Origin of the sequence: Pseudarthrobacter phenanthrenivorans, assembly GCF_000813845.1 — a bacterium.
GTDB lineage: Bacteria > Actinomycetota > Actinomycetes > Actinomycetales > Micrococcaceae > Arthrobacter > Arthrobacter phenanthrenivorans_B.
This window is the reverse complement of sequence record NZ_JWTB01000007.1, coordinates 48,783-61,400: the sequence shown is the minus strand read 5'-3', so window position 1 is coordinate 61,400 and position 12,618 is coordinate 48,783. Positions and strand designations below refer to the sequence as shown.

Annotated in this window: 12 protein-coding genes and 1 pseudogene; 12 read left to right on the top strand and 1 reads right to left on the bottom strand. The window is 66.6% G+C overall.

Annotated features, from left to right (window positions below; genetic code table 11):
- Positions 1 to 29 precede the first annotated feature (29 nt).
- From RM50_RS03340 to RM50_RS03285, 12 genes and pseudogenes are all read left to right on the top strand, one after another.
- A complete protein-coding gene (locus RM50_RS03340; protein WP_043449946.1) occupies positions 30 to 1,565 on the top strand; it encodes an alpha-N-arabinofuranosidase in 1,536 nt (511 codons plus the stop codon).
- A 58-nt stretch (positions 1,566 to 1,623) separates the two neighbouring features.
- On the top strand, positions 1,624 to 2,211 hold the full coding sequence (locus tag RM50_RS03335; RefSeq protein WP_043449944.1) for an HhH-GPD-type base excision DNA repair protein: 588 nt from the start codon (positions 1,624 to 1,626) through the stop codon (positions 2,209 to 2,211).
- On the top strand, positions 2,211 to 3,215 hold the full coding sequence (locus RM50_RS03330) for a LacI family DNA-binding transcriptional regulator (protein ID WP_043449942.1): 1,005 nt from the start codon (positions 2,211 to 2,213) through the stop codon (positions 3,213 to 3,215). Before RM50_RS03335 ends, RM50_RS03330 begins: the two co-directional genes overlap by 1 nt.
- 79 nt (positions 3,216 to 3,294) lie before the next feature.
- Positions 3,295 to 3,875, top strand: a pseudogene (locus RM50_RS03325) (cysteine hydrolase family protein).
- 72 nt (positions 3,876 to 3,947) lie between these two features.
- Positions 3,948 to 4,250, top strand: coding sequence for an urease subunit gamma (locus tag RM50_RS03320; RefSeq protein ID WP_043449939.1), 303 nt, complete (start codon positions 3,948 to 3,950; stop codon positions 4,248 to 4,250).
- 11 nt (positions 4,251 to 4,261) lie between these two features.
- Positions 4,262 to 4,615, top strand: coding sequence for an urease subunit beta (locus tag RM50_RS03315; protein WP_043449937.1), 354 nt, complete (start codon positions 4,262 to 4,264; stop codon positions 4,613 to 4,615).
- The gene (gene ureC / locus RM50_RS03310) at positions 4,612 to 6,357 is read left to right on the top strand and encodes an urease subunit alpha (RefSeq protein ID WP_043449934.1); all 1,746 of its coding nucleotides are present in this window, start codon (positions 4,612 to 4,614) and stop codon (positions 6,355 to 6,357) included. The genes RM50_RS03315 and ureC overlap by 4 nt, the downstream gene beginning before the upstream one ends.
- A 17-nt stretch (positions 6,358 to 6,374) precedes the next feature.
- A complete protein-coding gene (gene ureE, locus RM50_RS03305) occupies positions 6,375 to 6,860 on the top strand; it encodes an urease accessory protein UreE (RefSeq protein ID WP_043449932.1) in 486 nt (161 codons plus the stop codon).
- Positions 6,861 to 7,009: 149 nt separating this feature from the next.
- Complete coding sequence (locus RM50_RS03300; protein ID WP_052259932.1) at positions 7,010 to 7,678, top strand: urease accessory protein UreF; 669 nt, start codon at positions 7,010 to 7,012, stop codon at positions 7,676 to 7,678.
- Between the two features lie 28 nt (positions 7,679 to 7,706).
- Positions 7,707 to 8,321, top strand: coding sequence for an urease accessory protein UreG (ureG, locus tag RM50_RS03295; RefSeq protein ID WP_043449928.1), 615 nt, complete (start codon positions 7,707 to 7,709; stop codon positions 8,319 to 8,321).
- 167 nt (positions 8,322 to 8,488) lie between these two features.
- The gene (locus RM50_RS03290) at positions 8,489 to 9,322 is read left to right on the top strand and encodes an urease accessory protein UreD (RefSeq protein ID WP_082006956.1); all 834 of its coding nucleotides are present in this window, start codon (positions 8,489 to 8,491) and stop codon (positions 9,320 to 9,322) included.
- A complete protein-coding gene (locus RM50_RS03285) occupies positions 9,322 to 10,368 on the top strand; it encodes a HoxN/HupN/NixA family nickel/cobalt transporter (protein WP_043449924.1) in 1,047 nt (348 codons plus the stop codon). Before RM50_RS03290 ends, RM50_RS03285 begins: the two co-directional genes overlap by 1 nt.
- An 81-nt stretch (positions 10,369 to 10,449) precedes the next feature.
- Here RM50_RS03285 and RM50_RS03280 read toward each other — a convergent pair whose 3' ends face one another.
- Positions 10,450 to 12,375: a hypothetical protein gene (locus RM50_RS03280; protein ID WP_043449922.1), complete on the bottom strand. Its 1,926-nt coding sequence runs from the start codon at positions 12,373 to 12,375 to the stop codon at positions 10,450 to 10,452.
- Positions 12,376 to 12,618: the final 243 nt, after the last annotated feature.

The following is a 12,618-nucleotide window of genomic DNA, read 5'->3' as shown; positions in this document are numbered from 1 at the left end:
TCTATAACGTTGTAAACACCGAACCGAGGATGCCTTTCGTGACCTTGCCACAACCTGCCGCCGCCACCATCACCATCGACCCCTCCTTTACCGTCGGACCCGTCCGCCGCCGCACCTTCGGTGCCTTCGTGGAGCACCTTGGCCGGTGCGTCTACACCGGCATCTTCGAGCCGGACCACCCGGACGCGGACGGGGACGGCTTCCGCCGGGACGTGCTGGAACTGACCCGGGAGCTGGGAGTGTCCACGGTCCGCTACCCGGGCGGCAACTTTGTCTCCGGCTACCGCTGGGAGGACGGCGTGGGCCCGGTGGAGCAGCGTCCGGTGCGCCTTGACCTCGCGTGGCATTCCACGGACCCCAACACGGTGGGCGTGGACGAATTCGCCAAGTGGTCGGCGAAGGCCGGGGTGGAGCCCATGATGGCCGTCAACCTCGGCACCCGCGGCACCCAGGAGGCACTGGATCTGCTGGAGTACTGCAACATCGACGGCGGCACGGCCTTGTCGGAACAGCGCCGCGCCAACGGCGCGGCAAACGGCTACGGCATCAGGATGTGGTGCCTGGGCAACGAGATGGACGGGCCCTGGCAGATCGGGCATAAGAACGCCCTGGAGTACGGCCGGCTCGCGGCGGACACTGCCCGCGGCATGCGCATGATCGATCCTGGCCTTGAACTCGTGGCCTGCGGCAGCTCCGGACCCACCATGCCAACGTTTGGCGAATGGGAACGGGTGGTGCTGTCCGAGACCTACGAACTGGTGGACCTCGTCTCGGCGCACCAGTACTTCGAAGACTTCGGCGACCTCCAGGAACACCTCGCCGCCGGGCACAAGATGGAAGCCTTCATCCACGACATCGTCAGCCACATCGACCACGTGAAGTCCGTGAAGAAATCCACCAGACAGGTGAACATTTCCTTCGATGAGTGGAATGTGTGGCACATGAGCCGGGACGAGTCCAAGGTACCCACCGGAAAGGACTGGCCGGTGGCCCCCGTCCTGCTCGAAGACACCTACACGGTGGCCGACGCCGTGGTGGTGGGGGACCTGCTGGTCACGCTGCTCCGGAACACGGACCGCGTCCACTCCGCCAGCCTGGCCCAGCTGGTCAACGTCATCGCGCCCATCATGACCGAACCCGGCGGACGGGCCTGGAAGCAGACCACCTTCCACCCCTTCGCCCTGACCTCCCGGCACGCCTCCGGCACCGTGCTGCGGCTCGCCGTCGAATCCCCGCTGGTCAGCGGCGGCAAGACGGCGGACGTCGCGGCACTGTCCGCCGTCGCCACGTACGACGCCGGCAAGGGCGAGGCAGTGGTGTTCGCCGTCAACCGGTCCGCCGCCGACGCCCTCACGCTGGACGCCGCCGTCGCAGCCCTGGGCAATGTGCGCCTGGTGGAAGCCGTGACCTACGCCAACAAGGACCCTTACTGGCAGGCCAGCGCCGACGATTCCACCTCCGTCCTGCCCTCGGACAACGGGACGGTGCAGGTTGAGGAAGGCCGGCTCACGGCGGAGCTCCCGGCCGTGTCCTGGTCGATGATCCGGCTGGCTGTGGAGGGCTGAACGCCCCGGTGCCGGGCCGCCGCCGTTGCTGTGACGACGGCGGCCCGCAGGTGGGAGGATGGACGGCATGGAACTGCACATCACGGGGGACCCCGCCGCGGACAAGTTGTTGAGTGAGGACGCCTTCGCCCTGCTGACCGGCATGCTGCTGGACCAGCAGGTGACCATGGAGTCCGCCTTCGCGGGGCCGGAGAAAATCAGGACCCGGATCGGTTCGATGGATCCGGGCGCCATCGCCGCACACGATCCCGCCGCGTTCGTGGAAATGTTCAAGGAACGTCCTGCCGTGCACCGCTTCCCCGGGTCCATGGCCGCCCGCGTCCAGGCGCTCGCGGAGGCAGTGGAAAGCGACTGGGACGGCGACGCCGCCGCCATCTGGACCAAGGGCTCGCCGGACGGTGCCGAGGTGCTGCGGCGGCTCAAGGCCCTGCCCGGCTTCGGAGAGCAGAAAGCCAAAATCTTCCTGGCACTGCTGGGCAAGCAGCGCGGCCTCGACGCGCCCGGATGGCGCGAGGCCGCCGGCCACTACGGTGCGGAAGGCAGCTACCTGTCCGTGGCGGACATCGTGGACCCGGAATCCCTGGCCAAGGTACGGGCCAGCAAGCAGGCGGCCAAGGCCGCGGCGAAAGCAGGAAAAGAACGTTAATGGCAGTCACCATGAACGACGTCGCGAGGGCTGCGGGCGTGTCCCTCAAGACCGTCTCCAATGTCCTGAACGACTACGAATTCATCCGGCCGGCCACCAAGCAGCGCGTGCAGGACGCCATCGCGGAACTGGGCTACGAAGCAAACCTCACGGCCCGCAGCCTCCGGTCCGGCAAGACCTCCATGCTGGGCCTGGTCCTGTCCGACCTCTCCGCCCCGTACTACGCGGAGCTGGCCTCCAAGGTGATGAAGGCCGCGTCCCGCCACGGCTACCGCGTAATGGTGGAACAGTCCGACGCCGAGGCGGACGCGGAACTCGGCGCCCTGCAGGGAACCTTCCGGCAGCTCACCGACGGCCTGCTGTTCACGCCGCTGGTGGCGGACGCCGAGGCCATTGCCGCGCGGGCAGGCACCAAGCCCCTGGTGATGCTCGGCGAGCACATCATGGACCCGCGATTCGACCTGGTCACCATGAAGAACGGGGAAGCCGCGGCAGCGCTGACGGCGCATCTGCTGGCCGGTGGCCGCCGTCGTATTGCCGTGATCGGAGCGAACCCCGCGGAATCCTCCGGGAGCGCGGGCCTGCGCCTGAACGGCTACCGGAAGGCACTCGAGGACGCCGGCATCCCGTTCGACCCCGCCCTGGTGGCGCCTGCCGAGTGGCGCCGGGACACCGGGGCTGCCGCCGTGGCCGGGCTCCTGGCGGCCGGCGTGACGTTCGACGCCGTCTTTGGCCTCAACGACGTGCTGGCACTCGGCGCCCTGCACGAACTGCTGATCCGCGGCGTCAACGTGCCGGCGGACGTGGCCGTCGCCGGGTTCGATGACATCGACGAAGCCCGGTTCGCGTCGCCCTCCCTGACCACTGTCTCGCCCGGCATGGAGGAGATCGCCGAACGCTCCATCGGCCTGCTGCTGGACCGGATCGCCGGGCGCGAAACCGCAGCACAGGGTGTGCACGTGGAGGCCGGGTTCGAGCTGAGGATCCGGGAGTCCGCCCCCTAGATTCCGGGTATGCAGGTTTTGTCCGCGCCGGCGGCGGGTACAGCCATGGCACCGGTTCACGATTCGGAAAGGTGCCCCCGTGATTGCCCTCCTGGTCATCGACATGCAGAACGCCTTCTTTGAGACACCGGAACTGGCAGCCCAGCAGGAACGGGTTGTCAGCGAGTGCAACCGCCTGCTGGAGGGGTTCAGGGCGGCCGGACACAAGGCGCTCCTGGTGGGCACCGAGCATGAACGGGACAAGTCCACCTGGACCCTGAGCATGCTGGACGACGACCAGGGGTTCATCTTCCGCGGCAGCGGGCAGGCCCAATCGGTGCCGGGCTCGTCACCAACGACCTGCCCCAGCTGAACAAGACCAGGGACAGCGCCTTCGTGGGCACCAACCTGCTGGCACGGCTCCGGAACTGGGATGCCGGCGAAGTGGTGCTGGCCGGCGTCTCAACGCACAACTGCATCGCCCAGACCGGGGCGGACGCCTTCGCGCACAACATCCGCGTGACCTATGCCAGGGACGCGATGGCCTCAGAAGCCGACCAGGACGCCGCCGACATGCTCCGCATCCTGTCCGCCACGTACCGCCAGCCTGTCCAGTCCAGCGACGAGATCCTTGCCCGGCTCACTGAAGCCGGGGTCGGAACGGAATCCAGCCTTTCTTGATGCCCTCGAAACGTGGCGGAAACCTGACCGGCCTACGCTGTCAACACGCCCCGCACCGTCGAAGGGAACCCCATGCACCTGATGCCGCGTGAGCAGGAAAAGCTCCTGATCGTGGTGGCCGCCGACCTCGCCCGCCGGCGGCAGGCCCGAGGCCTCAAGCTCAACTACCCCGAGGCCGTCGCCATCATCAGCTATGAACTGATCGAAGGGGCCCGCGACGGCCGCACCGTGGCCGACCTAATGAGTTACGGCACCACCCTGCTCACGCGCGCGGACGTCATGGAGGGAGTGCCCGAAATGATCCACGATGTCCAGATCGAGGCCACGTTCCCCGACGGCACCAAGCTCGTCACCGTCCACAACCCCATCCGCTAAGGAGCGCCGCCATGATCCCAGGGGAGTACGTCCTCCGGCCGGAACCCGTGACGGCCAACGCCGGGCGGGAAGCCATCGAGGTGGCCGTGACCAACACCGGCGACCGGCCCGTGCAGGTGGGTTCGCATTTCCACTTCGCCGAGGCCAACGCAGCCCTGGCCTTCGACCGGGAGGCCGCCTACGGCCGCCGCCTGGACATTCCCGCAGGGACTGCCGCCCGGTTTGAGCCGGGCGACTCCCGCGTCGTCCGGCTGATTGACCTGGCCGGGCGCCGGGAGGTGTTCGGCCTCAGCAACGCCGTCAACGGAAAGCTCGACGGCGGCGCCCGCCGGGGCGGTTCCGGCACGGAAGGGGACGCCCAGTGAGTTTCGAGATTCCCCGCAGGCAGTACGCCGACCTGTACGGCCCCACCACCGGGGACAAGATCCGCCTGGCGGACACGGAGCTGTTCCTCGAAATCGAGAAGGACCTCACCGCCTACGGCGAGGAAGTGGTGTTCGGCGGCGGCAAAGTGATCCGCGACGGCATGGGCCAGAACGGCCAGGCGGTCCGCGATGGTGACGGTTCCGGCGACGGTGTGCCGGACACCGTCATCACCAACGCCGTGATCCTGGACTACACCGGCATCTACAAAGCGGACATCGCCCTTCGGGACGGGCACATTGTCAAGATCGGCAAGGCCGGAAACCCCCAGATCACCGACGGCGTGGACATCGTGATCGGCGCCAGCACCGAAATCATCGCCGGGGAACGCAAGATCCTCACCGCGGGCGGCATCGACACCCACATCCACTTCATCTCCCCGGACCAGGTGCCCACCGCCCTGGCCAGCGGCGTGACCACCATGATCGGCGGCGGCACCGGACCCGCCGAAGGTACCAAAGCCACCACCGTGACGCCGGGGAAGTGGCACATCCAGCGGATGCTGCAGGCCGCCGAAGGACTGCCCATGAACATCGGCCTGTTTGGCAAAGGCCACGCGTCCGCCGTCGAACCCCTCGCAGAGCAAATCCGCGCCGGCGCCATCGGACTGAAAGTCCATGAAGACTGGGGCGCCACCACCTCCTCCATCGACACGTCGCTGAGGGTGGCCGACGAGTACGACGTGCAGGTGGCCATCCACACCGACACCCTCAACGAGTGCGGCTTCGTGGAAGACACCATCCGCGCCATCGACGGCCGCGTCATCCACACCTTCCACACCGAAGGTGCCGGCGGCGGCCACGCCCCGGACATCATCAGGATCGCCGGGATGCCCAACGTCCTGCCCGCCTCCACCAACCCCACCCTGCCCTACACGCGGAACACCATCGAAGAGCACCTGGACATGCTCATGGTCTGCCACCACCTCAACCCGGACATCCCCGAGGACGTGGCCTTCGCCGACTCCCGCATCCGGGCAGAAACCATCGCCGCCGAGGACGTCCTGCAGGACTTGGGCATCTTCTCCATCACCTCCTCGGACTCCCAGGCCATGGGCCGCGTGGGCGAGGTGATCACCCGCACCTGGCAGGTGGCGGACAAGATGAAGAAGCAACGCGGGGTCTTGGAAGCGCCCGACGGCGGTGTCCACGGTTCCGAGGGCAGCGACAACTTCCGGCTCAAGCGCTACGTGGCCAAGTACACCATCAACCCCGCCATCGCGCAGGGCATTGCCGACACCGTCGGCTCCGTCGAGGAAGGAAAGTTCGCGGACCTGGTGCTGTGGGACCCGGCGTTCTTCGGCGTCAAACCCGAACTGGTCCTCAAAGGCGGCCAGATCGCCTACGCCCTGATGGGGGACGCCAACGCCTCCATCCCCACCCCGCAGCCGCGCACCATGCGGCCCATGTTCGCCACCTTCGGCAAAGCGTTGCAGCAGTCCTCCATCACCTTCCTGTCTCAGGCCGCCATCGACGCCGGGGTGCCCGAAGAACTGGGGCTCGGGAAGGTCATCCGGCCCGTGTCAGGGATCCGGAACCTCACCAAGGCCGACCTCAAATACAACGACGCCACCCCGGACATCCAGGTGGACCCGGAAACCTACCAGGTGACCGTCGACGGGGAAGACGTCACCTGCGAACCCTCCGACGTGCTGCCCATGGCCCAGCGCTACTTCCTGTTCTAGAACTCCGGAGAAACCACGTGATCATCGACAAAATCCTCGGCAACCTGCACGAAATGCCCGATGCCGACCTCGCCGCCTACGCCGGACTCCACCGCGAAAAAGTGGTCCTCCCCAGCACCTCGCTGGTCAAACGCATCCAGCGCGCCACCACCGACCACGGCAAGGAAATCGGCATCCGCCTCCCCGCCGGCTCCGGCGACCTCCGCGACGGCGACATCCTGCATGTTGAAGAGTCCAACATGATCGTGGTGTCCGTCCTGCCCACCGACGTCCTGGTCATCGCACCCCGCACCATCCACGAAATGGGCGTCACCGCACACTCCCTCGGCAACCGGCACCTCCAGGCACAGTTCTTCGATGCGTCCTCGGAGTATGAAGCAGACGTCATGGTGTGCGCCTACGACCACACCGTCGAGGACTACCTCCGCCACAACTCCGTGCCCTACACCCGCCAGGAACGCGTCATGCCTGTGCCTTTCCGCCATGCTGAACACTCGCACTAGTAACCCTGTGGCAGCGCTGGGGCTCCACGGGAGGCGTCGCTTGGGTGCGCCGGCCCGGATTGGGGGCCGTGCCCGCTTCGCGGTGCCCGCCACGCCGCGGCCCCCAATCCGGGCCGTCGCGATGCTCCGTTCCGTTGGGCGGCAGTGCGGTGATTAGTTACCAGCTTGCTTTGCAGCAGTTAGTTGACTCTGCGCTTCCTACTGGGGCTTTTGCTCACTCCCTTGGGTTTGAGACGTACATCGAGCGGGAGCTCGTTTTTGATGAAGTGTCATTTGGAAACTGGCTCTCGGCTTTTGTGGCGCAGTCGCTGACTTATTCCGATGGGTTGGCCGTTCGGCTCTTCTATGAGGGTGTTGATCTTGGGGAGCTGGATTCGCTTTTGTCTGCTTCACTCTTGCCGCGGCAGGTTCGGGAGGCCAGCGTGAAGATGGGCGGCCGGCTGCTCGAGATTGGGGCTGAGGTGTTTCCCTCGCCCGCGCTGGAACTTTACCGGGACCTGGTGGCCACGGGCCGGGCCGCCGGGCACCAGCCCCTCGCGTTCGCCGTCGTCGCCCGTTCCCTGGGAGTGCCGCTGCAGGAGGCGCTCGCCGCCTACCTCTTCGCCACCGTCACCTCCCTGACGCAGAACGCCGTCCGCGCCATCCCGCTCGGCCAAAACGCCGGGCAACGGGTGCTGCGGAAAGCCCACGACGACGTCGCTGCCGCCATCAACGTGATCGCGCACCTGGCGCCGGACGACCTCGGCGCCGTCACCCCCGGACTGGAAATTGCACAAATGCGGCACGAACGCCAGCGCGCCCGAATGTTCATGAGCTGACCGCCCATGAACCCAAAGGAGGAACACCATGACTGAACCCATCAAAATCGGCATTGGCGGCCCCGTAGGCGCCGGCAAAACCCAGCTCGTGGAACGGCTCACCCGGCACATGAGCGGCAACATCTCCATGGCCGCCATCACCAACGACATCTACACCATCGAAGACGCCAAAATCCTCGCCGCCAACGGCATCCTCCCCGAGGACCGCATCATCGGCGTCGAAACCGGCGGCTGCCCCCACACCGCCATCCGCGAAGACACCTCCATGAACACCGCCGCCATCGAGGAACTCAAAACCCGGCACCCCGACCTGCAGGTCATCTTCGTCGAATCCGGCGGCGACAACCTCTCCGCCACCTTCAGCCCCGAACTCGTCGACTTCTCCATCTACATCATTGACGTGGCCCAAGGCGAGAAGATCCCGCGCAAAGCAGGCCAGGGCATGATCAAGTCCGACCTCTTCATCATCAACAAAACCGACCTCGCCCCCCACGTCGGCGCTGACCTCGCCGTCATGGAACGGGACTCCAAAGAATTCCGCGGCAACAAGCCCTTCTGCTTCACCAACCTCAAGACCGACGAAGGCCTCGACAAGGTCATCGAATGGATCCGGCACGACGTCCTGATGCTCGACTTGGCATGAGTACGACGGCGGTTGGGTCACCTCAAGCAGGCACCTCGCCGCGGCCTGCGCCCGCAGGTGGGGTCGCTTCCGGCGCTTCACCGGGGATAGGGGGCCGTGCCCGCTCCGCGGTGCCCGCCACGCCGCGGCCCCCTATCCCCGGCTCCGCTTCTGCTGACAGGTCACCTATGGGGCGGCTTGAGTTGGGCGTCAGTTCCCGAGGTGGCCGCTCGGTTGCCTCGCACCAGTTCCATGAGGGCGCCCTTCGGGTTTTGCGGCCGCACTATCTCGATGACTCCGGGCAGGTTTGTTATGTCGTCGTGAATCCTGGCGGGGCTTATCTTGGGGCGGACCTTTTCCTGATTGATGTGGAGGTGGGGGACTCTGCTTCTCTGCTGCTGACTACCCAGTCCGCGACCAAGGTTTACCGGACTCCCGGGTCTTTTGCCGAGCAGCGGATGGCTGTCCGGCTCGGGGAGGGGGCGCGGCTGGAGCTCATGCCGGACCAGCTCATCGCCTACCGGGAAGCCAGCTACCGGCAACGCACCCGCGTAACCCTCCGGCCCACCTCAACCCTGGTCATGGCCGAGGTGGTCACCCCGGGCTGGTCACCGGACGGGGCTGCCTTCCGCTATGAGGAGGTCCGGTTGCGGAACGAGGTCTGGGTCGAGGACGGGGAGAGCGCTGCGCAGCTCCTGGCACTGGACAACCTGCTGATCCGGCCACCGCTCGGCGACGTCACCGGGCTTGGCTTCATGGAGGGCTACAGCCACGTGGGATCGCTCATGGTGGTGGATGCGCGGGTGGACCAGGCGCTCGCCGATGAGCTGCACCACCTCACGCCAGGGTTCGATGCCCTGGCCGGTATCTCGCTGACCTGCAACGTCCGGGGAACTGGCGGCCTGGTGCTGCGCGCGCTGTCCAACAACACCGGGGAACTGAACCGCCTGCTGACCGCCTGCGCCAATGTCCTGCGGGACCGTTGGTTCGGGCAGGGGCCACTGAACCTGAGGAAGCACTGATGACGGCGTTGACCACCATCACCGCCCTCTATCGGGACCGGGAATCACTGCCGCTGCGGACACGGGTGCTGTGCACTTTCGGTGCCGTGGCTGCCCTGCACGCTGCCGCCGTCGTGCTCCTCCTCGCCGGAAATGCCGGGGCCACGGCACCGCAGGCGCTCACGTGGGGCCTTGTGCTGACCGCCTACCTGGCCGGGGTTAAGCACAGCTACGACTGGGACCACCTGGCCGCGATTGACAACTCGACCCGGAAATTCGTGGCCCAGCGGCAGGACCCGGTGAGCGTGGGATTCGCGTTCAGCCTTGGCCACAGCTCCGTCGTGACGCTCGCCGGGGTGCTGGTGATCGCCGGAGCGTCGATGGTGGGGGGATTCATGCAGGAGGGGACAGCCGGCAATCTGCTGCTCGGGCTGATCGGCAGCGGTGTTTCCGGGCTGTTCCTGCTGGCCATGGGGCTGTTCAACGGCTCGGCTTTCGCCCGGTCCGCTGGTGCCCTCCGCCGCGCCCGGAACGGTGCCGCCGTCAACGCCGGGGATCTCGAGCCGCTGGGCCTGATGGCGCGGCTGCTTGCCCGTCCCCTGTCCAGGGTGCGCCGGCCGCGGAACATCTACGTGGTCGGCTTCCTGTTCGGCCTGGGTTTTGACACCGCCACCACCATCGGGCTGCTGATGGTGACGGCCGCGGCGGCGCTGGCCGGGGTGCCGGCATTCGCCATGCTCGCGCTGCCCCTGGCCTTTGCCGCCGCAATGACCCTGTGCGATTCCCTGAACGGCATGGCCATGATGCGGATGTACCGCTCGGCCCTGTCCGACCCGCAGCGAAGGCTCGGATTCAACACGCTGGTCACGGGCATCTCGGCCCTGTCAGCACTGGTCATCGCCTGCATCACCCTTGGCGGGTTCCTCCACACGGCCTTTGCCCTGGACGACCCGGTGACGGCGTGGCTCGGCTCCATCGATCTGGGCGAGGCCGGCCTTGTGCTGGTGGCGCTGCTGCTGGCCGTGTGGGGCGCAGCGGCGCTGGCAGGCCGGACCCGGAACGAATAGGGCCCCGGAACGAAAACGAAAAGTGGGCGCGGTGCCGGCATCCATTGCCGGCACCGCGCCCTCCATTGTGGTGGCCGGCTCCTAGCCGAAATTGGCCACGTAGCTCGGAACTCCGACGGCGGCCGTGGAGACGGGCGCGCCGGTGTCATTGACCACGTGGTCCAGCGTGCCGGCACCCAGGTTCACTGTCAGCAGGCTGTGCAGCTTCACCCCGGGGGTCACGGGGACTTCAAAGCCGCGGGTGGCGTGGATGGTTGGGTCCACGTTGTTGTACACATAGCTGCCGCCGCCCCAGAGTTCGTGGGTTTTGACGGTATCTGCCACCTTGTATCCCGCCCAGCCCAGGACCCCGTCGTGCTGCCAGGCTGCCTGGTTCGGAGCGTCGTAAGGCAGTTCATTCTGGAAGAACACGGTCCTGCCGTTTTCACCGTTCCAGATGACGTTGTACTCCTGGTAGTGCTCCACGAACAGGCCGGTGGCAGTGACGTTGTCACCGTTGATGATGACGCCGTTCCTGCCAGTGTTGCTGGTCCAGCCAACGCCCTTGCCGTGGTCCGCGCGCCAGGCCCAGATGTGGTCCAGGAGCACGTTGTCGCTGTTGACTTCCAGGCTGACCGAGGCTTTGCCCACGTGGGGGCCGCCGATGCGGAAGAACACATCGTGAAGCGTGGTGGGGTTGGCCGGATCGCTGTGGACGGCAGAGTTGGCGGGTCCGCCCCCTTCGCCCGGGATGGCTTTGCCGATGCGCATCAGGGCGGGTGAGTTGACCTCACCGGCATCCACGGTAACGGCAGCAATGTCCACGCCGGGGACATCCGCGACTGTCAGGGGCACTGATCCGTTGACGGCGGTAAGTGTTGCCATGCCCAGACCGAGTACTACGGTTCCGGCCCTCTTGACCTCGATGCTGCGGTCAACGTCGTAGACCCCGGGGGTAAGGAGCAGGTTTTTTCCACGGGCCAGTTGCGTGTTGATGGTCTGCACTGAATCACCGGGCGATGCGACGTAGAAGTCGGCCAGCGGGATGCTGCGGCCTTCCGTAGGGCCGTTTTCCCACGTGGTCCCCGCTGAGTCCTGGCGCACGGAGGGCACGAACACGCTGTACTGCCCGGCGGGGTCCACCGTCAGGTAGGGCTTCTCGCGGCTGATGGGAGTCGTGTCCAGGGTGGTGTACGGCGGGTCCGGGAAGGAATCTGCAGGTGCCCCGTTGACGCCCGAGAACACCTGGTTCCAGACTCCGTTGGACCAGCTTCCAATGCTGCTGTTGCGCACCAGGTACTGCTGCTGGGAGCCGTTGATGACGGCGCCCGTCTTGGAATCCGCGATGAAGCCGCCGCTGGCGTACTGCGGGCCGGCGGTGCAGTAGTCCATCAGGGAAAGGTTGCCGCCGGTGATGTTGACCCGGCGCATCGGCGAAGCCTGGGAGGCTGCCCAGAAGTTTGCCGAGCTGCGGCAGCCCTCAAGTCCCGTGACGTTGATGGTGAGGTTGGACAGGGACCGCCAGAAGTTGTTCAGGGCGATGCAGTTGTCCGCGGTGAGGCACCGGTTGTAGACGTCCACGTGTCCGTTGATGGTGACATCAGTGGGTGCAGCGCCCAGGCCCGCCACCTCGGTGGAGTAGCCCACCTGGACGATCAGCGGCTCCTCGGGGGTGCCGTACGTCCCGGGCTTGAACAGCAGGGAGTAGCGCTTTGAGCCCATCTCGTCGTCCACCTGCTGGGCCGCAATGGCGTCCACTGTGGCCTGGATTTGCGCCACCGGCATGCCGGGATCGAAGACGTACGTATTGGACCCGAACGGGCTTTGCGAGGTCTGTGTCGGCTGCTGTGGCGACGCCGGAGCCTGGACTCCGGGTTTCACGGCCGGCGGCGCCGCCTGCGCCGGAATGGTCCCGCCGGCGGCGGCAAGCCCGATGAGGAGGGCGGTGCTTGCGGCAACGATGCCAGGGTGGTGCCGGCGCTGCGGCGGAAGGGGTCTGGGTGCATCAGGGCGTAAGGATAGCGGCATTGCTGGTCCTGTCAGTGGTGGGGCTGGATGACCCGCGGCGGTTAACCACGCGCGGGGTCAGATGGTGGGAGCGCTCCCGTCGGGGAAGCGTAACACCGCACCCGGGGGCCGGCAAGGGTAGTGGGAGCGCTCCTAAATTTTCTTGACAAGAAGTTGTGAGGTGGGACACCATTTGGTGAGAGCGCTCCCACCATGGTCGTCCATCTGTCCGGCCCGGCCGCTCCACTACCTCCCAGCCCCGGC

Coding starts and splice junctions, on each gene's coding strand:
- RM50_RS03340 (WP_043449946.1), top strand. CDS start 30: ATGCCTTTCGTGACCTTGCCACAACCTGCCGCCGCCACCATCACCATC.
- RM50_RS03335 (WP_043449944.1), top strand. CDS start 1,624: ATGGACGGCATGGAACTGCACATCACGGGGGACCCCGCCGCGGACAAG.
- RM50_RS03330 (WP_043449942.1), top strand. CDS start 2,211: ATGGCAGTCACCATGAACGACGTCGCGAGGGCTGCGGGCGTGTCCCTC.
- RM50_RS03320 (WP_043449939.1), top strand. CDS start 3,948: ATGCACCTGATGCCGCGTGAGCAGGAAAAGCTCCTGATCGTGGTGGCC.
- RM50_RS03315 (WP_043449937.1), top strand. CDS start 4,262: ATGATCCCAGGGGAGTACGTCCTCCGGCCGGAACCCGTGACGGCCAAC.
- ureG (WP_043449928.1), top strand. CDS start 7,707: ATGACTGAACCCATCAAAATCGGCATTGGCGGCCCCGTAGGCGCCGGC.
- RM50_RS03290 (WP_082006956.1), top strand. CDS start 8,489: ATGGGGCGGCTTGAGTTGGGCGTCAGTTCCCGAGGTGGCCGCTCGGTT.
- RM50_RS03285 (WP_043449924.1), top strand. CDS start 9,322: ATGACGGCGTTGACCACCATCACCGCCCTCTATCGGGACCGGGAATCA.
- RM50_RS03280 (WP_043449922.1), bottom strand. CDS start 12,375: ATGCCGCTATCCTTACGCCCTGATGCACCCAGACCCCTTCCGCCGCAG.